18 protein-coding genes are annotated in these 21,461 nt (G+C 49.1%); 12 read left to right on the forward strand and 6 right to left on the reverse strand.

What is annotated here, in order from left to right; all coding sequences use genetic code 11:
- Positions 1-62: 62 nt before the first annotated feature.
- The 6 genes from lon to ABYP33_RS11135 all read left to right on the forward strand — a co-directional run bounded on the left by lon (position 63) and on the right by ABYP33_RS11135 (position 7,523).
- Positions 63-2,489, forward strand: a complete 2,427-nt coding sequence (lon, locus tag ABYP33_RS11110; RefSeq protein ID WP_373090987.1) for an endopeptidase La — start codon at positions 63-65, stop codon at positions 2,487-2,489.
- A gap of 146 nt (positions 2,490-2,635) precedes the next feature.
- Entirely contained in the window at positions 2,636-2,908 is a 273-nt protein-coding gene (locus ABYP33_RS11115) for an HU family DNA-binding protein (RefSeq protein ID WP_008250078.1), read from the forward strand.
- Between the two features lie 113 nt (positions 2,909-3,021).
- On the forward strand, positions 3,022-4,899 hold the full coding sequence (locus ABYP33_RS11120) for a SurA N-terminal domain-containing protein (RefSeq protein WP_373090988.1): 1,878 nt from the start codon (positions 3,022-3,024) through the stop codon (positions 4,897-4,899).
- 56 nt (positions 4,900-4,955) lie between these two features.
- Positions 4,956-5,759, forward strand: a complete 804-nt coding sequence (locus ABYP33_RS11125; RefSeq protein ID WP_373090989.1) for a 4'-phosphopantetheinyl transferase superfamily protein — start codon at positions 4,956-4,958, stop codon at positions 5,757-5,759.
- Positions 5,760-5,779: 20 nt separating this feature from the next.
- The gene (locus tag ABYP33_RS11130) at positions 5,780-6,955 is read left to right on the forward strand and encodes a phosphoglycerate dehydrogenase (protein ID WP_373090990.1); all 1,176 of its coding nucleotides are present in this window, start codon (positions 5,780-5,782) and stop codon (positions 6,953-6,955) included.
- 28 nt (positions 6,956-6,983) lie between these two features.
- Entirely contained in the window at positions 6,984-7,523 is a 540-nt protein-coding gene (locus tag ABYP33_RS11135; protein WP_373090991.1) for a DUF1285 domain-containing protein, read from the forward strand.
- Positions 7,524-8,056: 533 nt separating this feature from the next.
- Here the strand turns inward: ABYP33_RS11135 and ABYP33_RS11140 are convergent.
- Positions 8,057-9,712 (reverse strand): electron transfer flavoprotein-ubiquinone oxidoreductase, encoded by a 1,656-nt coding sequence (locus ABYP33_RS11140; RefSeq protein ID WP_373090992.1) that lies wholly within the window; start codon positions 9,710-9,712, stop codon positions 8,057-8,059.
- A gap of 860 nt (positions 9,713-10,572) precedes the next feature.
- On the reverse strand, positions 10,573-10,797 hold the full coding sequence (locus ABYP33_RS11145; RefSeq protein ID WP_373090993.1) for a hypothetical protein: 225 nt from the start codon (positions 10,795-10,797) through the stop codon (positions 10,573-10,575).
- Between the two features lie 392 nt (positions 10,798-11,189).
- Between ABYP33_RS11145 and ABYP33_RS11150 the strand changes: the two genes are divergently transcribed.
- The 3 genes from ABYP33_RS11150 to ABYP33_RS11160 all read left to right on the forward strand — a co-directional run bounded on the left by ABYP33_RS11150 (position 11,190) and on the right by ABYP33_RS11160 (position 13,603).
- Complete coding sequence (locus tag ABYP33_RS11150) at positions 11,190-11,939, forward strand: electron transfer flavoprotein subunit beta/FixA family protein (RefSeq protein ID WP_373090994.1); 750 nt, start codon at positions 11,190-11,192, stop codon at positions 11,937-11,939.
- Positions 11,939-12,868 (forward strand): electron transfer flavoprotein subunit alpha/FixB family protein, encoded by a 930-nt coding sequence (locus ABYP33_RS11155; protein WP_373090995.1) that lies wholly within the window; start codon positions 11,939-11,941, stop codon positions 12,866-12,868. The genes ABYP33_RS11150 and ABYP33_RS11155 overlap by 1 nt, the downstream gene beginning before the upstream one ends.
- Positions 12,869-13,030: 162 nt before the next feature.
- A complete protein-coding gene (locus tag ABYP33_RS11160) occupies positions 13,031-13,603 on the forward strand; it encodes a YceI family protein (RefSeq protein ID WP_373090996.1) in 573 nt (190 codons plus the stop codon).
- Positions 13,604-13,625: 22 nt separating this feature from the next.
- On the opposite strand, the gene ABYP33_RS11165 is transcribed toward ABYP33_RS11160, so the two are convergent.
- The 3 genes from ABYP33_RS11165 to ABYP33_RS11175 form a co-directional block, all read right to left on the reverse strand.
- Positions 13,626-14,792, reverse strand: a complete 1,167-nt coding sequence (locus ABYP33_RS11165) for a cation:proton antiporter (RefSeq protein ID WP_373090997.1) — start codon at positions 14,790-14,792, stop codon at positions 13,626-13,628.
- Between the two features lie 154 nt (positions 14,793-14,946).
- Positions 14,947-15,426: a DUF934 domain-containing protein gene (locus ABYP33_RS11170; protein WP_373090998.1), complete on the reverse strand. Its 480-nt coding sequence runs from the start codon at positions 15,424-15,426 to the stop codon at positions 14,947-14,949.
- Entirely contained in the window at positions 15,419-17,062 is a 1,644-nt protein-coding gene (locus ABYP33_RS11175; RefSeq protein ID WP_373090999.1) for a nitrite/sulfite reductase, read from the reverse strand. The genes ABYP33_RS11170 and ABYP33_RS11175 overlap by 8 nt, the downstream gene beginning before the upstream one ends.
- Before the next feature lie 291 nt (positions 17,063-17,353).
- Here ABYP33_RS11175 and ABYP33_RS11180 point away from each other — a divergent pair, with 291 nt between their 5' ends.
- The 3 genes from ABYP33_RS11180 (at position 17,354) to ABYP33_RS11190 (ending at position 19,235) form a co-directional block, all read left to right on the forward strand.
- Positions 17,354-17,485, forward strand: a complete 132-nt coding sequence (locus ABYP33_RS11180) for a methionine synthase (RefSeq protein WP_373091000.1) — start codon at positions 17,354-17,356, stop codon at positions 17,483-17,485.
- A gap of 684 nt (positions 17,486-18,169) precedes the next feature.
- Positions 18,170-18,655 carry a tRNA adenosine(34) deaminase TadA gene (gene tadA / locus ABYP33_RS11185; RefSeq protein ID WP_373091001.1) on the forward strand — a complete coding sequence of 162 codons (486 nt, stop codon included), beginning with the start codon at positions 18,170-18,172 and terminating at the stop codon, positions 18,653-18,655.
- A 439-nt stretch (positions 18,656-19,094) separates the two neighbouring features.
- Positions 19,095-19,235: a hypothetical protein gene (locus ABYP33_RS11190; RefSeq protein WP_373091002.1), complete on the forward strand. Its 141-nt coding sequence runs from the start codon at positions 19,095-19,097 to the stop codon at positions 19,233-19,235.
- Positions 19,236-19,330: 95 nt separating this feature from the next.
- Here the strand turns inward: ABYP33_RS11190 and fusA are convergent, their stop codons facing one another.
- A complete protein-coding gene (gene fusA, locus ABYP33_RS11195) occupies positions 19,331-21,421 on the reverse strand; it encodes an elongation factor G (protein WP_373091003.1) in 2,091 nt (696 codons plus the stop codon).
- Positions 21,422-21,461: the final 40 nt, after the last annotated feature.

Raw genomic sequence — 21,461 nt, forward strand, 5'->3', positions numbered from 1 at the left:
CTGTATTGCAGGCGAAATATCCGTTGTGTCCGGATTGTATAAATATTATGCGAGGCGATTAAATGGCCGATAAGCGAGAAATACAGGAGTTGCCACTGCTTCCTTTGCGCGATGTGGTGGTTTACCCCCATATGGTGATCCCCCTGTTTGTTGGGCGCGATAAGTCGATACGCGCACTTGAACTGGCCATGGCAAGCAATAAGGAAATCGTGCTTGCCGCACAGCGCAATCCTGATTTAGATGAGCCGGGTACCGACGACCTCTACGATATTGGTACTGTTGCCAATATTTTGCAGTTGTTAAAGCTTCCTGACGGCACTGTGAAAGTTTTAGTTGAGGGCAGCTACCGAGCTGTGCTCAACGCCGTTACTGCTGAAGAAGATTATTTCAGTGCAGAAATTGATGTGTTGGAAGAGATTAAAATTGGGGAAGAAGAATCCGAAGTCATGTTGCGTTCGGCGATCTCCCAGTTTGAAAAATACATTAATCTCAGCAAGAAAATCCCTGCCGAAGTGCTCACGTCGCTGTCGGGTATAGACAACCCCGGTCGCCTTGGTGACACCATTGCCGCCCATATGAATATGGCGCTAGAACAGAAGCAAGCGGTTCTGGAGATGGTCGATGAGCGCGAGCGTTTAGAACATTTAATGGGGCTAATGGAATCCGAAATTGATCTTTTCCAGGTTGAGAAACGGATTCGTGGTCGCGTTAAAAAGCAAATGGAAAAAAGTCAGCGCGAGTACTACCTCAATGAGCAAATGAAGGCGATTCAGCGTGAGCTGGGTGAATCAGAAGAGGGGGTAAACGAGCTCGAAGAACTCGAAAGCCGCGTTGACAAAGCGGGTATGAGTAAGGAGGCGCTGGATAAAGCTAAGGCTGAATTGGCCAAGCTAAAAATGATGTCGCCCATGTCGGCAGAAGCCTCTGTGGTACGTGGCTATATCGACTGGCTAGTGAGTATTCCCTGGCAAAAGCGCTCGCGTGTTAAGCATGACCTTGCGCGGGCCGCTGAAATCTTAAATGAAGACCATTACGGTCTCGATGAAGTCAAAGACCGGATACTTGAGTATCTTGCGGTTCAGAAGCGAGTAAAAAAAGTGAAGGGGCCGGTTTTGTGTCTCGTTGGGCCACCAGGGGTTGGTAAAACATCCCTGGGTGAGTCTATTGCGCGAGCCACTAATCGTAAATTCGTGCGTATGGCCTTGGGCGGTGTGCGCGACGAAGCTGAAATTCGCGGGCATCGCCGAACTTATATTGGTTCTATGCCGGGCAAAGTCATTCAAAAGATGTCCAAGGCGTCCGTTCGCAATCCATTGTTCTTGCTCGATGAAATCGACAAAATGGGTATGGATCATCGCGGTGATCCGGCATCTGCTTTGTTGGAGGTTCTCGACCCGGAACAAAACCATGCCTTTAACGACCACTATCTTGAAGTCGATTACGATCTTTCAGATATTATGTTTATCTGTACCTCGAACTCTTTGAATATTCCGCCAGCACTGATGGATCGAATGGAGGTTATTCGGATTCCGGGATACACCGAAGATGAAAAGATCAATATTGCGCGCCGTTACCTGATTCCTAAGCAGTTAAAAAACAATGGGCTCAAGGAAACTGAGGCCAGTATTGATGAGGGTGCGCTGCAGGATATCGTGCGTTATTACACACGGGAAGCCGGGGTCCGCGGGCTTGAGCGGCAAGTCGCCAAAGTCTGTCGCAAGGTCGTAAAAAATCTCGCGCTGAATGGTGAAAGCGGCGTGATTAACGTGGTGTCCAGTAATCTAGAAGACTACCTCGGCGTCCGTCGCTATAACTATGGCAAGGCTGAAGAAGAAAATAAAGTAGGGCAGGTTACTGGTCTGGCTTGGACTTCCGTTGGTGGCGAGTTATTGACGATTGAAGCGGTGTCGGTAGTTGGTAAGGGTCGACATATTAAAACCGGCTCCCTCGGCGACGTAATGCAAGAGTCTATTCAGGCGGCAGCAACTGTTGTAAGGAGTCGCTCGAAGCGTCTGGGTATTCCTGCGCGCTATCATGATCGTCATGATATCCATATTCATATGCCAGAGGGTGCAACCCCGAAAGATGGGCCGTCGGCCGGCGTTGGGATGTGCACAGCACTGGTTTCAGTGATAACGGGTATCCCGGTACGCTCCGATGTGGCGATGACTGGCGAGATTACTTTGCGCGGTCAGGTGTTGGCGATTGGTGGTTTGAAAGAAAAACTGCTTGCGGCGCACCGCGGAGGTATAAAAACCGTTATAATCCCGTCCGAGAATGAGAGGGACCTTAAAGAGATACCTGAAAACATTAAAGCCGACTTGGAAATTCGCCCCGTTAAATGGATTGACGAAGTGCTGAATATTGCACTGGAAAGTATTCCAAAAGAGATTTCTGAAGAAGCTTATTTGGCAGGTGTTGACGATAACCACAAAAGTGTGGACGGTAATGAAGATATCCTGGGCGAAGCGCGCGCAAACGCACACTAGCCACAGAGATTCCTTGACCGTAAGAGGCGCAGTTGGTATAAATCCCACTCTTTGCGCATGCGGCCGTCACTGTCCTTGCGCGGGTATGTGACTGCCTGCAGTGATACTTAAAAATTTTTTTATAACAATTTGAAGGGGAAGAATAAGTGAATAAATCTGAGCTAATCGACGCTATTGCAGAATCTGCAGACTTGTCTAAAGCAGCCGCTGGTCGCGCGCTGGATGCAACAGTAGAAGCTATTACCAATGCATTAAAGTCAGATGATTCTGTATCACTTGTCGGCTTTGGTACATTTAGCGTAAAAGACCGTGCAGCTCGTACCGGCCGCAATCCTCAAACTGGCGCGCCAATCGAAATTTCAGCTGCCAAGATTCCTAGCTTCAAAGCAGGTAAAGCGTTGAAAGACGCCTGTAACTAAGGGTTATAGCCTTTCCTGCGGTGTTGGGAAGTCGCTATAGGGGTTAAGACCTCTTACAGAAGGCGCATCGAGAGGTGCGCTTTTTTTTATGATTCAGAGTCGGGTTCGCGTCAATGCTGCAAAATATTCGGAATAATATCCAGGGAACTGCCGCCAAGTTCATTATCGCGCTCATCATCGTACCTTTTGCGCTATTTGGTATTGATAGTTTATTTGGTGGGTCAGGGCAGGTTCCGGCCGCTGTCGTCAACGGCGAAAAGATCTCTGAAGGTGAATTGCAGCAGGCGATTGGCCTTCAAAAGCGACGTTTACTAGGCATGATGGGTGATCAGATTGATCCCGCCATGCTAGACGATGCAATGTTGCGTAAGCCAGCGTTGAACACCCTAATAAAGCAGCAGCTACTCCTGCAGGCTGCTGCGGAAGCAGGTATCGAAATATCGACCGCCCAGCTGCATGCAACCATCGCGTCCATGCCGCAGTTTCAAGAGGACGGCCGGTTTTCTCAGGCTCGCTATGAGCAAGTTTTGCGCTTGCAAGGCTATAGCAGTGCATTTTTTAAACAGCTGTTGCGCTCAGATCTGACAATTCAGCAGCTATCCAGCGCCGTTGCGGGCTCAGCCTTTGTGGCGGGTCCCGAATTGTCACGGGCAATCGGCTTGCTCCACGAGACCCGCGATTATCACTTTATCACCGTCGCCCAAGCGCCTTATCGCGCCAGCATCAAGATTAGTGATGAAGAGGTCGAAACTTACTATAAGGAAAATGCGAAACAATTTCTGAGTGAGGCCGCGGTTAGATACTCGTATGTTGAGTTATCTGAAGAGGATTTTTTTGAGCCGGTTTCAGAAGATCAAGTCATGGCCGAATACCAGCGATTGGTAGAGGCGAGTAACGCGCAAGTTGAGCGCGAAGCGGCACATATTTTAATTGAAATTAATGACGACAGCAGTCGTGAAGAATCGTCTTCGCAGCTTGAAAAAATTCGCCAAACAGTTCTGGCTGGCGCAGACTTTGCGGAGCAAGCACGACTGCATTCTGCGGATGCCGGAAGCGCGGGTGAAGGTGGTGCCCTTGGTTTTAGCAGTGGCGACAGTTTTCCGGCGGAGTTTGAAGAGGCTTTAGCTGGGCTAAAAGAAGGTGAAATCTCTCCTGTCGTTGAAACAGACGCAGGCTTACATTTGATTAAATTGCTAAGTGTTCGTCAACCTAGTGTGCCGAGTCTGGAGAGCGCAAGACTGGAGATTACTGAACGCCTGCGTCGGCAGGCGGCGATGCCACGCTTAATTGGTGCAGTAGAAGATTTACGTGACCTTGTCTTTAACGCCGAAAATTTAGCCATGCCCGCCAAAGAGCTCGGGCTCGAGGTTAAGCAAAGCGAATGGCAAAAGGGGTCAGACGAGAGCGGATTGTTTGCTTATGCGAGCTTGAAGTCTGCCGCCTTTAATCCAGAATTGCGCAGTAAAGGCTTAAACAGCGAAGTCTTTGAATTAACACCGGAACACTTTGCGGTGATCCATGTCGAAGAATACAAGGCACCCGATACCCTACCTTTATCGCAGGTGCGCGAAGAGATTGTCAGTAGTCTGGAACAGCGCAAAGCCGAACTTGCGGCAGAATCTCGGGCCAAAGCTATCCAGGCAGAATTGATTGCTGGCAAGCGTGCCGAGGAGGTAGCCAAGGTGGAACAATTGTCTTGGAACGCGATTGCAGCCGGTAAACGGGGTGATATCGCGGTTGACGCGCCGATTCGTAATCGCGCATTTTCAATGCCGCGACCAGATCAACAGGCAAGCGTCAGTGTTTTGCGTTTGGCAAATGGTGATCGGGTGGTCTTGCAGTTACTTGATGTAAATTATGGCCGCCAAAGCGGGATGGACGTTGCCCAGCTTAACGAAGCAGAAAATAGCGCATCTAGAAATAGGTCTTCACAGGATTTTGCGGCTTACTTTAATGGTTTGTGGAAAGACGCAAAAATTAAGATCAATTGATTTAGGCCCCAACCGGCTGATTACCGCTGGGGCTATTTAATGGATATATAAAAATAATGACTTCCGCTTTACGACGGTCGCTGAGTGCAGGTGTTGTCGATGTTTGGTTTAGCTTTACCAATGACAACCGCCTGAAAGCAGCGCAAAAAGATTATGAGGAAATGCTCTCGCAGTCCGAGCTCGAACAGTATCAGCAACTTAAACATGTCGATAACGGTTGGGATTATCTGGTGAGTAGGGCCTTGTTGCGTACGGTATTGGCTGAATACTGCGAACTGTCACCGCAAGAAATTGAATTTCAGGTAAATGACTTTGGTAAGCCCGAACTAAGCAATTCTAGTGTTTCGCCAATAATCCAGTTTAACACCGCGCACACCAGCGGCTTAATCGTTTGCGTCGTTACGCGTGATAAGGCAATTGGCGTTGACGTGGAGTGCAGGTCAGAAAATCCAGGGATACTTGATGTTGCCGAAGACTATTTTTCGGCGCTTGAACTGCAGGCGCTGAAAAGTCGAGATGAAACGCAGCAGCTCAATTATTTTTATCGTTTTTGGACATTGAAGGAAGCTTATATCAAGGCTCGCGGCGAAGGTCTGTCGATTCCATTGCACGACTTTTCAGTAGTGCTTGGTAATGATGGAGAGTTTCTTGAATTTTTTGGTCCTGACGCTGAAAGCTGGGATTTTCGATTGCTTGGTCAGAATGCAGCCTACACCGCGGCGCTTAGTGTGAATGGCCGCATTGCGGGATTGAACTTTTTTCACAGCGTACCCTTAGGGCCTCAGTCTGAGCAGAGTGCCGCCAATGCGTTTGACCTAGGTTCCGCGCCGGCTGGTGATCGCCGGCATCGCATTGGCTAAAATAATTAGGAGTACAAACCTTGTATAAAGTATTAACCCTGAACCAGATATCTGACAAAGGCTTAAGTCGCTTACCTAGTGTAAATTATGAATTAGCGACGGAGTTTGGTGCGCCTGATGCAATATTGTTGCGCAGTCACAAGCTTCAGGTCGCGGAAATTTCTACGAGCGTGAAAGCCATCGCAAGAGCGGGCGCTGGCACGAACAACATTCCTGTCTCTGCGTGTACGGAGCGCGGTATTCCTGTTTTTAATAGTCCTGGCGCCAATGCCAATGCGGTTAAAGAATTGGTTATTGCCGGTTTAGCATTAGGCTCAAGGGGGATTTTGGCCGGTATATCCTATGTGAATACCCTGGGTCATATGAATGACGCGGCTGAAATGGCTAAGCTCTTAGAGAAAGAAAAAAAGCGTTTTAAGGGCAATGAGCTGGCAGGGCAAACTCTCGGTGTTGTTGGTCTCGGAGCGATAGGCTCAATGATAGCAAATGCCGCATTAAACTTAGGCATGGAAGTCATTGGTTATGACCCAGCGTTGTCTGTTGACGCCGCATGGCGATTGCCTAGTTCAGTAAAGAAAATGGATAATTTAAGCAGCTTATTCGCTCGAGCAGACTTTATTACCCTGCATTTACCTGTTCTAGATTCGACCCGAGGCTTGATCAATACCGATTTACTCGCTGCCTGCAAACCGGGCTGCTGCTTACTGAATTTTGCACGAGAAGAAATTGTGGATATCAGCGCGGTTATTCGTGCCTTAGATAACGGCAGTTTACGTCAGTTTATTACCGATTTTCCCGTCCCAGCGCTTATCGGACGAGCTGACGCAATTCTAATGCCGCATATCGGTGCAAGTACTGATGAGGCGGAGGAGAATTGCGCAATGATGGTTGCCGATCAGCTGGATGATTTCCTGCAAAACGGCAATATCAAAAATTCGATTAATTTTCCTAATTTGCAGCTGGATCGCAGCGGCCAGTGCCGTCTTGCAATTGCTAACCATAATGTTCCTAAAATTCTTGGTAGCGTACTTGGTTTACTTGCGGATGCTGATATTAACGTTGTCGATATGTTAAATAAAAGTCGGGACGAAATAGCTTACAATCTAATCGACTTGGCCAGTGAAGCAAGCCCGGCACTGCTTGAGCAATTGCGTGCTATTGAAGGTGTTATTAATGTGCGCTTAATTCAATGGTGAAAGCGCAATATCAATAAAGGTTAGGTAAATGGTGAGCTTGGGCAGTATACAGGCACTACTTAAAGATCAGCGTGGTGTGCCGCCTATTGAAGACTGGCATCCTGAACTGAGTGGTGACATTGATATTGTCATAAAAGCCGATGGCCGCTGGATTCACGAAGGTGGTGAAATTAAGCGCCATGAGCTGGTTAAGTTATTTGCGTCTATTCTGCGCCGTGAGCAAGATGGCCACTACTATTTGGTCACGCCCGTTGAAAAATGGCGGCTGCAAGTGGAAGGCTTCCCGTTAATGATTGTCGATTTCGAAATTGAGGCAGCAGCTGAGTCACCGCGTATAGCGGTAAAAACCAACGTCGACACTTGGTTTGAGCTTGGTTCAAAGCACCCTCTGTGTGTTGATACGCAGGCCGACAGCAAGGAGCCCATTCCTTCAGTGTTAACCCGGCACGGTTTGGCGGCAAAGGTGAATAGGGCATGCTTTTATCGGCTAGTTGATCTTGCTGAGTATGAAGCTGGGGCTATCGTGCTACACGCCGGTGGCGAGTATTTTGAGCTCGGTGAAATATAGTAGGGCGCTCGGCAGGCAATAAAGTATTCGAGCGCAAAAAAGGGAGAATTACCACACAACGCCGTTACCAGAGTGCGCTGCCCCTAGCTACAATTGATCACATAAGCGGTCGTCTGCTGACTGAGAAAACGGATAGACAGTCATTGTGGTCGATCGACAATCATCAACGCAGCTTTACATACTTGCATCGACAACCGTATCGAGGTTCTACCGTTACCGGCTCCACTCTCTGTACGGCTCGGTTGGAGAAGCATAATTGCCTTTCCTTCCTTGTCGTCCAACCCCGATCCCGCTCTTCGAAGAAGAAAATGCTGAGGTGCATACGCAACCTCAGTAATACCAAGCTTGCAGGGTTTTCAGCAGCACCGGTTTAAGGCAGCCAAACCGTACCGCCGTTGAACCTGCCTCATGAGTACCGGAAAACCTCTCCGCCTAACGTGATAGGGGTTAAAGGGCAGCCTAAGCTGCTCCTTATACTGTAAAATCATTTTAAATCAGTACTTTACAGTGCGTAAGTGCGACTCTCGTCGCACTTACATATTGGGGTAGTTGGGGCCGCCGAGGCCTTCTGGTGTTACCCAAATAATATTTTGCGCCGGATCTTTAATATCACAGGTTTTGCAGTGAACACAGTTTTGGCCATTGATCTGGAACTTAGGTGTGCCTTCTGCATCCTCAACAACTTCATACACACCGGCAGGGCAGTAGCGCTGCGCTGGCTCCGCATATTTCGGAAGGTTGTCGCGAATAGGTAGTTCAGGATCCTTCAATGTCAGGTGACAGGGCTGATCTTCCTCGTGGTTGGTGTTGGATAAAAATACCGAGGTCAGGCGGTCGAAGGTGATCTTATTATCCGGCTTAGGGTAAGTGATCTGTTTACACTCTGCCGCGGGCTTCATTTCAGCGTGATCGGGGTGATCGTCACCTAAGGTCCAGGGCAGTTTGCCGTTGAACAAATTAAGATCGACAAAGGCGTAAGCAGAGCCTAAGAAGTTGCCCCATTTGTGCTGCGCTGGGCCAAAATTGCGTTGTTCGTGCAATTCTTTATAAACTGAGGAGTTTTCAAAGGCGGTAGTGTATTCGCCTAGCTCTTGACCGCTTGCCTCGTTTTCAGTGATGGCTTTGTGAACCACTTCAGCAGCGATCATGCCCGATTTCATTGCGGTGTGACTGCCCTTGATCTTGGCGAAGTTAAGGGTGCCGGCGTCACAACCAATTAATAAGCCGCCGGGAAAGGTCATTTTAGGCAGAGACTGTAGGCCACCCTTGGCAATGGCGCGGGCACCATATGAGATACGCTCGCCGCCTTCCAGATATTGCATAACGGTAGGGTGCTTTTTAAAGCGCTGAAATTCTTCAAAGGGCGACAAGTAAGGGTTGTCGTAGCAAAGATCGGTAATCAGACCAATAGACACTTGATTGTCTTCAATGTGGTAGAGGAAGCTACCACCGGCAGCGCCATTCTCAGCCAGCGGCCAGCCCGCAGCATGCATAACCTTACCTTCTTCATGCTTGGCGGGGTCGATTTTCCACAGCTCTTTAATGCCTATGCCATAGTGCTGAGGATCCTTGCCTGCGTTTAGGTCAAACTTCTCCATCAGACGTTTGCCTAGATGGCCGCGACAGCCTTCGGCAAATAGGGTGTATTTGGCATGTAGCTCCATGCCGGGCATATAGCTGTCTTTTTCGCTGCCATCGGCGGCGATACCCATATCGCCTGTTACAACGCCTTTTACGCGACCGTCTTCATGGAAAAGTACGTCTGACGCGGCGAAACCGGGGTAGATTTCAGCACCCATGCCTTCTGCCTGTTCGGCCATCCAGCGACACAAATTACCGAGGCTAATAATGTAATTACCTTCGTTGTGCATGGTTTTCGGCACAGCAAACCCAGGTACTTTAATGGCCTTTTCAGCGCTGGTCATATAATAAATGTCATCGCCAGTGACGGGGGTGTTTAGCGGGGCGCCTTTTTCTTTCCAATCTGGGAAAAGCTCGTTCAATGCGCTGGGCTCAAAAACTGCACCAGAGAGAATGTGGGCACCAACCTCAGAGCCTTTTTCAACAACACAGACACTGATATCTTTGCCAGTGCTTTCGCTTAATTGACGGATTTTACATGCTGCCGCTAATCCGGCGGGGCCAGCCCCAACGATCAGGACATCAAATTCCATTGATTCGCGTTCCACAGACGTTCTCCTATGTATGCTAAGTAGCATTGCCATTGCCCTTTTATGGGGCGGTTTGTGGGTAATTAAAACAGCGAATTATAAAACCACGGGTCTTAAAACGCTACTTTAAGCGTAGTTTAATTAGTTGTCGGTTTAAAAACCGATCAAAGTGACATCACCCCATGATATTCATTGAGAATATCATGGGGTCGCGTGTGCTGGTTAAGCACAGTGATTGCACTTCGCGCCCGGTCTGGGCTATTGCGTAGCTTGTGTAGATAAGCGTTAATAAATTTAGGATCAAAAAAGCTTTCTGAACTACTTCAACGGCAAGCGGAAGTTGTGGCCCGCTGCGTTGATCAATGCATTCCACTTCGGCCACATGCCAACTGTAGAGTTTGACCTTGCTATTGCGCTCTTGGCACTAGGCAATGTTGGTTTTACGCAGTGCATCAGCAAACAACTGCGCGAGTTCTTCTTGATCCAGTAAACGCCATTATATATCGCGAATGATTCGGCTAGGACGGATTTGAATGAGCTGTTCCGTATGGCGGGTACGCTTGAGTTGTTTAGTGTGACGGTAGCGTCCCAACATCATCAAAACCTGCTTGGTGACGCGAGCATAGCTCTGACGCAGGTGGGGTGTGCACTTAGGCTGAAACGCGGTATCCACCACCACGTAGTTGAGATGGCGAGTGTGAATAGCTTTGCTTGGATGGGGCGACTCTCAGGCTTTCTTTGATCAAGCTTGCGCAGAGGTCTTCGTCAGCTCCCGGTGAGTCATGGAAGAGCCTTGAATGGGTAAAATGTGCTGAAAATACGTTTGGCCGCACAAGTACTGGAAATGGGGGTTCTCGATCCCGCGGTCACAGACCGCTTCATCCGATAAGGCATGCATCTATTTGAGTAATGGCAGGCCGGCCATTAAGCGGCTCGGGATGGTCGGCCTGCATTTGCATAGCAAGGTCGAGCTGGCTGTCCAGACAATGCCAATCAATGCGTTGAGTAAGCATCACCAATTCATGGTGCATATTGATCATTTGATCGACGCGGGAGCGGCACAGGTCATCGGTAGGGGCTATTTCTTGTGTCTTTGGCTTCATAGGTTCGACGCGCAAACTGCAAGGTATCTGCACTAATAATGCAGAAATCTTGCAATTCTGAATATCAAAAGATAAAGAAATAGACTGCTGTTTCAGTGTGAGTCTGGTTTTAAACGAACGGTTAATTAAAATTTTTCATGTGAAATAGAAATCGCTGAAATAAAAAAATATCTTTAATTACAATTACTTAAATATTTTTCTTGCTATGGTGGGTGGTTGCTTTATTGGGAATATACGTCTTGTAAAGTCCGTGCTTTTATTGACCTTAGGGCGTATAAGCGTCAATATAACCGCGCTTTTTACCGAGGCATTGTCTGCTTGGATCTGAATGCAGGTTCGCTGCGTAGGGACAATCGCCATTTCATTTCATTTACGCGAGTACTGGGGAATCCATGAAGGTTCTGGTTGCTGTCAAACGAGTAGTTGACTACAACGTAAAAGTGCGTCCGAAATCGGATGGCACTGGCGTTGATCTGAATAATGTCAAAATGGCCATAAACCCATTTTGTGAAATTGCAATTGAAGAAGCTGTTCGCCTGAAAGAAAAAGGCGTAGTGACCGAGATTGTTGCTGTGTCTATCGGCGCAAAAGTCAGTCAGGAGCAAATCCGTACTGCTCTAGCACTGGGTGCTGATCGCGGTATTCTGGTAGAAACTGACGTAGAAGTTCAGCCACTGGCTATTGCTAAGCTGCTGAAAGCCGTTTGCGATAAAGAACAGCCGCAAATGGTTATTCTTGGTAAGCAGGCTATTGACGGCGACAACAACCAAACTGGTCAGATGCTGGCTGCCTTAACCGGTATGTCACAGGGCACGTTTGCCTCTGAAGTTTTGGTTGAGGGCGACAGCGTTACGGTAACCCGTGAAGTTGATAGCGGCTCACAGGTCGTTAAACTGTCACTGCCAGCGGTAATTACTACCGATTTGCGTCTAAATGAGCCCCGTTATGCTTCTTTGCCAAACATCATGAAGGCCAAGAAAAAGCCAATGGATGTGATGACGCCCGACGACTTGGGCGTAGAGGTTACTCCTCGCGTCACTACGTTGAAGGTAGAGCCACCTGCTGAGCGTAAAGCCGGTATTAAGGTTGCGGATGTCGCTGAACTTGTTGAGAAACTGAAAAACGAGGCGAAGGTAATCTGATGAGTATTTTAATTCTTGCAGAACACGATAACGCCTCTATTAAGGGCGCTACGCTAAATACGGTTGCTGCTGCGAAAGCAATTGGTGGCGACATTGTGGTCCTCGTTGCAGGTGAAGCCTGTAGCGCAGCCGCAGAGGCCGCAGCAAAAATTGACGGCGTTAGCAAGGTGCTTGTTGCCGACAACGCTGCTTATGGTCACCAGTTGGCTGAAAACGTTAGCTTGTTGCTTGCGGAGCTTGGTAAAGACTTTAGCCACATTCTGGCACCTGCTTCAACCTCTGGTAAAAACACGCTACCACGCGCAGCGGCGTTACTTGATGTTGCACAGATTTCTGAAATTATCTCTGTCGAAAGCGCCGATACCTTTAAACGCCCAATCTACGCAGGTAACGTTATTGCTACCGTGCAATCCTCTGATGCCATTAAGGTCATCACCGTGCGTACCACTGCGTTTGACGCCGTTTCTGCCGAAGGCGGCAGCGCGGCTGTCGAAGCTGTTGCCAGCGCACACGATGCCGGAACTTCTAGCTATGTTCGTGAAGAAGTTGCGAAGAGTGATCGCCCAGATTTGACCGCAGCAAGTATCGTTGTTTCTGGTGGCCGCGGCATGCAGAATGGCGACAACTTTGCCATGCTGTACTCGCTTGCTGACAAGCTCGGTGCTGCCGTTGGTGCTTCGCGCGCTGCAGTTGATGCTGGTTTCGTACCTAACGATATGCAGGTTGGTCAAACGGGTAAAATCGTTGCCCCAGACCTGTATATTGCCATCGGTATTTCTGGTGCGATCCAACATTTGGCTGGTATGAAAGACTCTAAAGTCATTGTTGCTATCAACAAAGACGAAGATGCCCCTATCTTCCAAGTTGCTGACTACGGGTTGATTGCCGACTTGTTTAATGCCGTACCTGAGCTGGACTCTGCGTTATAAGCAGAAGTAGAGCTTTAATAGCCCGGTTTTTACCGGGCTTTTTTTTATCTAAATTAAGTCTGTGTCCCCCAATTTCGCCCTACTCCTTGTCTCTTTGAAAGCAAAATGTAAAGCTTGCTAGAGGCCTGCGGGCCATCGGTGATTGGATTTTATGAGGAATGGATGATGAAACAGTTGTTGTGTGCGGCAATTTTTTTGCTGCAGTTTGGCGCCGTCAATGCAATGGAGCTGAAAGCAGATAGCTCAAGCTTGAGTTTTGTGAGTATTAAAAATGACGCGATAGCGGAAACGATGAGTTTCTCCAGTCTCACTGGCAGGATTGATGCTCAAACAGGTGAGGCTGAAATTGTCGTAGGCCTGAATAGCATTGCCAGCGGAATCGATATCCGCAATGAAAGAATGCGTAAATACCTATTTGAGACGGATAAATTTCCAGCAGCGACGTATACCACACTGGTCGATATACCCGAGCTGGTGGCGATGGCTGTTGGAGAGCAAAGAACGATGCAACTTACCGGCGCGCTGGTTATGCACGGTATAAGTTCACCGCTGAGCTTTGATGTTATCGTCACTAAGCGAGCCGACGGCGCTTTACATGTTGTAACGCTTGCCCCTAGCTTTATAGATACTCAGCGCTTTGGCTTAGTTGCTGGTGTCGCCAAGCTGCGCAGTCTGGCGGGCTTGAGCAATATTGGCTTGGTTGTGCCGGTGAGCTTTTCAGTAGTTTTTCAATAGCGCTAAAGAGTTAGGCGGCGGGCTAGTCTCGTCGCAGTTTGTCGGAAATACCAATAGGCGTAGGATAGTTTAAAACCACGATATAAGACGACACCACAAAACTAATAATGGCGGTAGCCTGAATCAAATGTGACGCTTCACGGCCGATTAACGCCATTTCTGTGGCGACGTAGGCAATAAGCAACGAAAACTCACTGATTTGGCCCATCCGGAAACCCAAGTCCCAGGCCAGTTTCTTGGTTTCGCTCATGCCGTGTATTAAATAGCGAAAAATAACGGGCTTGAGTACTAATACCAGCCCGGCGAGAATCGACGCCGGTACGATAATTTCGCTGAGTAAACCTAAGTCGAAACGCGCACCCAGTGAAAAGAAAAACAGAATCAGGAAAAAATCTCGCAAGGGCTTTAAATTAATCGCGATGTATTGCGATATCGGGCTTGTTGCGAGACTAATACCGCCCAAAAATGCGCCAATTTCAGCAGATAAGCCTAAGGCGTGGGCGGCCTCGGTCATACCAAGACACCAGCCAATAGCCAGCAAAAATATATACTCATGAAAGCGGTCGAAGCGACTTATCAGCGGTAATAAAACGAAGCGTACGGCCAAAAAAGCAAACGCAATTAAGGCGGGTAGGGCGACAAGTGCTTTAAGCAGGCTCGTCCCGGAGAACTCCCCCAAGCTCATACTGAGCAATATCATCAGCACAAAAATTGCGATTAAATCTTGTAGCAGTAGCAAGCCAACCATGAGTTCGCCAGTATGACGGTGATGCAGCGCGGTCGTTGGCAGCAGCTTAATGCCAATGATGGTGCTCGAAAACATCATGGCCGCGCCAATCACTAATGATTCGGTGGTATTGAACCCAAAGCTGGCGGCGACGGCATAACCAATGAGGGCAAAGGCCAAGGAGCTGAGGAGCGCGACCACGGTGGCCTTTTTAAGGGTGGCTAACAGCGCTTTGGGCTGCATATCTAGGCCCAGCAGAAATAGCAAAAAGATAATGCCGAATTCGGCGATCTCGGCAAGTAGCTTAACATCCGTGACCCAGACGCTCCCGTGCGGGCCTATAATGGCGCCAAGTGCGATATAGGCGATGAGTAGTGGCTGGCGGGTGAAGAGGGCAATCGAGGCTAATACCGCGGCACCACTAAAAATCAAAAAAAATGACGACGTTAAACTCGCTTCCACGGCTTAAACCTCTTGGCGGGGCGGGTGAAGGTTCATAATCACATAAGCTCGCGTAACGAAACAATAGCGCTTGGGCTAATCGAACGCGATAAACTAACTGTCAATAAAGCAAAATGCCGCCAAAGTGGCGGCATTTAGTGATTTGCGCGTAGCCTTAACGGCGGCGGAAAATCGGCAAGGCTTGATCTATCGACGGCTGATAGGCGTCGCTAAAATCATTGAAGCTGGCCAAGGCCTCGTCAAGCTCGTCGCTTTGCAGGGCAAAGCTATTGAAGCCGCAGCGTTTCAAAAAATACAGCTGATCCCGCATAAAGTCGCCAATTGCGCGTAATTCGCCAGTAAAACCGTGCTGTTCACGCAATTCGCGACCATAACTAAAGCCACGACCATCAGCAAACTTAGGGAAGTCTACCGCGATTAGAGCGAAGCTTTTGACGTCTGCCCCCAACAGCTTGGGCGACTGATCGCTGGCTAAAAATACCGCAATATTGCCTAGTGCGAGCAATTCATCTTTGTGCGCTTGCCATAGGCTCAGCGGCACGATGTAGCCACCAGTCGAAGGCAGGGTCTCGGTGTCGCGCCAAACCTGCCAGCTGTCCTCAACAACGTAGAGGTCTTTAATAATCTTAGGCATATGCACGCTCCTTAAATGGGTCAATACCGACGCGGCGAAAGGTGTCTAAAAAGCGCTCTTCCGGCTGGCGAAGTGAAACAAAGGTTTCGAGCACTTTTTCAATAACATTAGGCACCTCATCTTGGGCGAAGGATGGCCCAAGAATCTTGCCGATTGAAGCGTCTAAGCCCTGACTGCCGCCGAGGGAGACTTGATAGAACTCCTGGCCCTTTTTATCTACACCAAGGATGCCGATATTGCCAATATGGTGGTGACCACAGGCGTTCATGCAGCCAGAAATATTAAGCTCAATCTCGCCGAGATCATAGACATAATCCAAATCTTCAAAGCGACGCTGAATCGCTTCGGCAATCGGAATCGACTTGGCATTAGCCAGCGAGCAGAAATCGCCGCCGGGGCAGCAAATTATGTCGTTTAAGGTGCCGATTACAGGAGACGCGACCTCTAATTCGGTCAGTTCTTTCCACAGGGCCAGTAAATCTTGCTGACGAACGTCCGGAAGGACGATGTTTTGCTGGTGGGTGCTGCGAATTTCACCAAAGCCATAGCGCTCGCCCAAGTCGGCGATCATTTCCAGCTGCTCGGCGGTAACATCGCCAGGGGCGACGCCGGTGGTTTTCAGTGCCAAGGTCACAATGCGGTAACCATTAACTTTGTGAGCATGGGTATTGTGCTGCAACCAGCGGGCAAATTCGGCATTTTCTAGCGCTAGAGCCTGCATGTCTTGCTGTGCCAATGACTCGTAGGCAGGCGGCTGAAAGAAGGCCTGAGCGCGACTGATTTCTTCGTTAGTCAAACTCAGGGCGCCATCTTTAATATGCGCCCATTCTTTCTCAACGTCGGCTTTAAACGCTTCGGCGCCCATGGCGCGGACCAAAATCTTGATGCGGGCCTTAAACTTGTTGTCGCGACGACCGAGCTGGTTATACACCCGTAAAATCGCCTCGAGGTAGGTCAGCAAATGCTTGGGTTCAAGGGCTTCGTGAATCACGCTGCCAATAACCGGGGTGCGGCCCAGGCCACCACCCACAATAACCTTAAACGCTGTGTTGCCAGTTGCATCTTTAACAATTTGCAGGCCTATGTCGTGAACCATTATCGCGGCGCGGTCAGACTCTGAGCCACACACCGCGATTTTGAATTTACGGGGTAAATATGCGAATTCAGGGTGAAATGTCGACCATTGACGAATAATCTCACAGTAGGCACGGGCGTCTTCAACTTCGTCGGCGGCCACACCAGAAAACTGGTCGGCGGTGACGTTGCGAATACAGTTACCGCTGGTCTGCACTGCGTGCATTTCGACTTCGGCAAGCTCTTCCAGAATGTCGGGCACTTCTTCTAGTTTGGGCCAATTTAGCTGCACGTTCTGGCGAGTGCTGATGTGGGCGTAGCCCTTGTCGTATTTTCGCGTAATAGACGCTAATTTGCGCAGCTGTTCGGAGTTCAGCGTGCCGTAGGGCACGGCAATACGCAGCATAGGTGCAAGGCGCTGAATATAGAGGCCATTTTGCAAACGCAAAGGCAGAAATTGCTCATCGCTAATTTTGCCTTCGAGATAGCGCTGGGTTTGGTCGCGAAATTGCGCAACACGCTGACTGACTAGCTGACGGTCAAATTGGTCGTAAGCGTACATAGGAACCTTTGTCGTAAGTGTTTGGCGGGTCAATAATGCTAAGTAGGGCAGGGAGTTCCATGCACTGGGCGCGAATGGAGCTGGTAGCTGCAGTTTATAGCGGCCTAATGTTAAAGATAAAGTGTGGGTTTCGCTAACGAATTTTCTGGGTAATGCTTACGCGCGGGATCGATAAGCCACAACCTAGGGTATTAATTAGCTCAACGATAAGGAAAATTCTTGCTACAATGCGCGCTGAATTTTAGCGCCGAGCTAAGGCCCCAGTCATCTACCCATACCAAAGAGGCTTCCATGTCTGATCATACTTCTGAACAAACCGAAGAGCAACGCAGCGACAACTTCGCTGATGCCTGCGCCGCCATCGTTATTTTGAGCATCGTTGTGGGTACTGCAGTGTACTGGTTGGCGGGCATGCCGTCTTAATCAGTGGTTGAGTGTAAAAACGGCGCAGATTTAGCCGCTTGCTCAGCATATATAAGATCCTCGCTTTTTAGCGGGGATTTTTTTCGAGGTCGCTCATTTTATTTCGCTAATCGTTGGCATACTTCGGCGCGAGTCAGTCCACCTTAGTCAGCTTGTTGAAATCCACGATGTAGCTCCGAACATCCCGTTCTTAACGAAGCGCATATAAAATATATATAGCTTTTTCTTGAGTTTTGTAGAGCACGCGGCAGGGTTTCAATGGGTAATGGTTGTTGCGTGGGTTATTATTAGGCGTTAATTTTGAAACAGATAAGGTCATTACTTTTAGGCCTTAAGCTTCGCGAAAAGTGACATTGAGGTGAGCTCAAATTGTCTTTACCGCACGCACGCTGAGTGGCGCGGCTGTCGTTCGGAAGGCCAATGTCCCGTGTGACGAAAGGCTGCTGGTGTCGTCACGCTGAACGTAGTATCGATTTGCGGTGTGAAAGGCCGTTTCAGGTAACATGCTTTTTGTTGGCGCTTTAAATTGGCGGCAGCACCGGGGTGAGTGGGCTAAGAGGGAGTTTTGTCCGACCTGACTTTAAATGGGTGATAATTGAGAGTGAGAGATGCTAAATAGCAGCGAAAATCGATTAACGGCAGCTTGTGTTTGTGAAAGACCTTCCTACTTTAGGTTTGGTGAGCATGCCTGATTTATCAGATGCGCACTGGATGCGTCGCGCCTTAATTTTGGCGCAGCAGGCCGATCAAGCTAACGAAGTCCCAGTCGGCGCGCTTATAGTTAAAGATAATGCTGTTATTGCCGAAGGCTTTAATCAGCCTATTTCTAGTGCCGATCCTACGGCCCACGCTGAAATTGTGACGCTGCGTCGCGCCGCGCAAAGCCTGAGTAATTATCGCCTGCCTAATACCACGCTCTATGTGACTGTTGAACCCTGCGCTATGTGCGCTGGCGCAATTATCCATAGCCGTATTCAGCGCGTGGTGTATGGCACTGCCGAGCCTAAGGCTGGGGCGGTGTGCAGCCATTTGCAGTTATTCGACCAACCGCAAGTGAATCATCGGGTGGAGTGGCAGGGTGGTGTACTCGCTGATGAGGCAGCTGCGGCATTGCAGGTGTTTTTTGCGCGGCGGCGTGGTGAGAAGCGGGCGTTGAGGAAGGCCGATTAAAATTTTACGTCGGTTAGTTTGCTCGCGAGATTTTTGCCCCGCTGGGCGACTTACTTCTTTTTTGTGTTAAAAAGAAGTAAGTCAGAAAAAGCACACCCCGTCACTCGCCCTTCGGGTTTCCCGCGCTTCTCAAAACTGGGCGTCACTGCGCAACTCGCCTTTGGCTCAAGCAGTGCTCGCTAAAGACCCCGCCAGTTTCTGCGATGCTCGGCGAGTTCAAAGGGGATTTTCCTAAACCGTCACCGATACGCCAAAATTGTGTAAAGGTACGGGATTTACACTTTTATTCGGCTAGGATGGGGTCGTCACCCGCAAATCAAGTAGCTCACCGAGGCAGCCATACAGGCTGAGCTCGACAGTCAGGCGAAGGCACTCAACCGCAGATAAATTTTCAGTTACCTCGGGGCCGCGAAGGGAGGTATCAGACTATGGCGCGGTTGTGGAGTCTAGCGGTGACGAGATGGTTGGTGAAATCTGGGGTTCGGTAGGAAGTAATCTTCTGCTTCGCCGGTTAGTGAATCATGATGAGGAGTTGTTACTGGCGGCGACGATCGCGAGTCAAGTCATAAGCGGTAATTGAAGACGTAAGGATAGCCTAAGCATATTTTTTTATAACGACATTAAAAAAGCCCTGCCAATGCAAACTGGCAGGGCTTTTTGTACTGCAGGCTAAAATTACTTAGCAGCAGCGGCTTTCTTCTCTTTCTCTTTGGCAATGATCGTCTCAGATACGTTGGCTGGGCAAGCGGCGTAGTGAGAGAATTCCATTGAGAACTGGCCACGGCCAGAGGTCATGGTGCGCAGGGTGCTGATATAACCAAACATTTCTGAAAGTGGCACATCGGCTTTAATGCGTACGCCAGTAACATTCGCTTCCTGACCAGAGATCATGCCGCGACGACGGTTTAGGTCACCGATAACATCACCTACGTGATCTTCTGGGCTGTATACGTCGACTTTCATCACAGGCTCAAGCAGCTGTGGGCCAGCTTTAGGCATTGACTGACGGAAAGCGCCTTTTGCAGCGATTTCAAACGCGACTGCCGAGGAGTCGACGGCGTGGAAGCCACCGTCTACGAGCGTTACTTCAACGTCTAGTACTGGGAAGCCAGCCAGAGGGCCAACGCTCATCATAGAGTTGAAGCCTTTCTCGATTGCAGGGAAGAATTCCTTAGGAACGTTACCGCCGACAACTTTCGAGGTAAACGTGAAGCCGGTGTTGGCTTCACCTGGCTTGATAACGTAGTCGATCTTACCGAACTGACCAGAACCACCAGACTGCTTCTTGTGCGTGTAGCTGTCTTCAATTTCTTTGGTGATCGTTTCGCGGTAGGCAACCTGTGGCTGGCCAACCGTTAAATCAACGCCATAAGTACGTTTCAGGATGTCGACCTTGATATCGAGGTGCAATTCGCCCATACCCTTAAGGATGGTTTCACCTGAGTCAATATCAGTCTCAACGCGGAAAGTAGGATCTTCTGCAACCATTTTACCGATTGCAATACCCATTTTTTCAGTGGAGCCTTTGTCTTTTGGTGTGACGGAGATTGAGATAACGGGCTCAGGGAAGACCATGGCTTCAAGCGTACAAGGGTGCTTAGGATCACAAAGCGTGTGGCCAGTTTGCACATTCTTCATGCCCACAATCGCGATGATGTCACCGGCCTGTGCACTGCTTAATTCATTGCGCTCGTCCGCCTGCATTTCAACCATGCGGCCAACGCGTTCTGTTTTACCAGTAAAGCTATTCAGGATGGTGTCACCCTTATTCAACTTACCGGAATATATGCGAATGAAGGTCAGGGCACCGAAACGGTCGTCCATAATTTTAAACGCAAGGGCGCGGAAGGGCTCGTCGGCAGAAACGATAGCGTATTCGCCGTTGCCATTACCTTCTTCATCAGTTAACGGCTGTGGGTTAACTTCGGTAGGGGTTGGCAAGTAATCAACAACAGCATCAAGTAACAGCTGCATACCCTTGTTTTTAAAGGCAGAACCGCAGTAGGTTGGGAAGAAGGCTAACTCCAAAGTACCTTTGCGGATACAGCGCTTAATTTCGTCGTCTGAAGGCATTTCGCCTTCCATGTACGCCATCAACAAATCGTCGTCTACCTCAAGCGCAGTTTCAACAAGCTGTTCGCGGTACATTTCAACATCATCAACCATGTCGGCTGGCACGTCAGTGATGTCGAAGTTTTCTGGTTGCCCAGAATCGTCCCAGATATAAGCCTTGCGGCTAAGGAGGTCAACAACGCCTTTAAACGTGTCTTCACGACCAATTGGCAAGGTCATGATCAGTGGGTTTGCACCCAATACTTTCTTCACTTGATCAGTAACGCGGATGAAGTCAGCGCCGATGCGGTCAAGTTTGTTAACAAAAATCAAACGCGATACTTTTGAGTCGTTTGCGTAGCGCCAGTTAGTTTCAGACTGAGGCTCAACACCGCCAGAACCACAGAATACGCCAACACCGCCGTCGAGTACTTTTAGTGAGCGGTAAACTTCTACAGTGAAGTCAACGTGCCCAGGTGTGTCGATAACATTGAAACGGTGGCCTTTCCAGAAGCAGCTAACAGCTGCGGACTGAATGGTAATGCCGCGCTCAGCTTCCTGTTCCATAAAGTCAGTCGTTGACTCACCTTCGTGAACCTCGCCGAGTTTGTGGATTTTACCCGTCAGCTTAAGGATACGCTCGGTGGTGGTGGTTTTACCGGCATCGACGTGGGCGAAAATACCAATATTTCTGTAAAGGGATAAATCAGTCATGGCGCTCTCTGTAAGCTGGGTTGAAAATAGGGCGCTAATA

The organism is Zhongshania sp. (genome assembly GCF_041584495.1).
In the GTDB taxonomy this organism is placed as follows: domain Bacteria; phylum Pseudomonadota; class Gammaproteobacteria; order Pseudomonadales; family Spongiibacteraceae; genus Spongiibacter.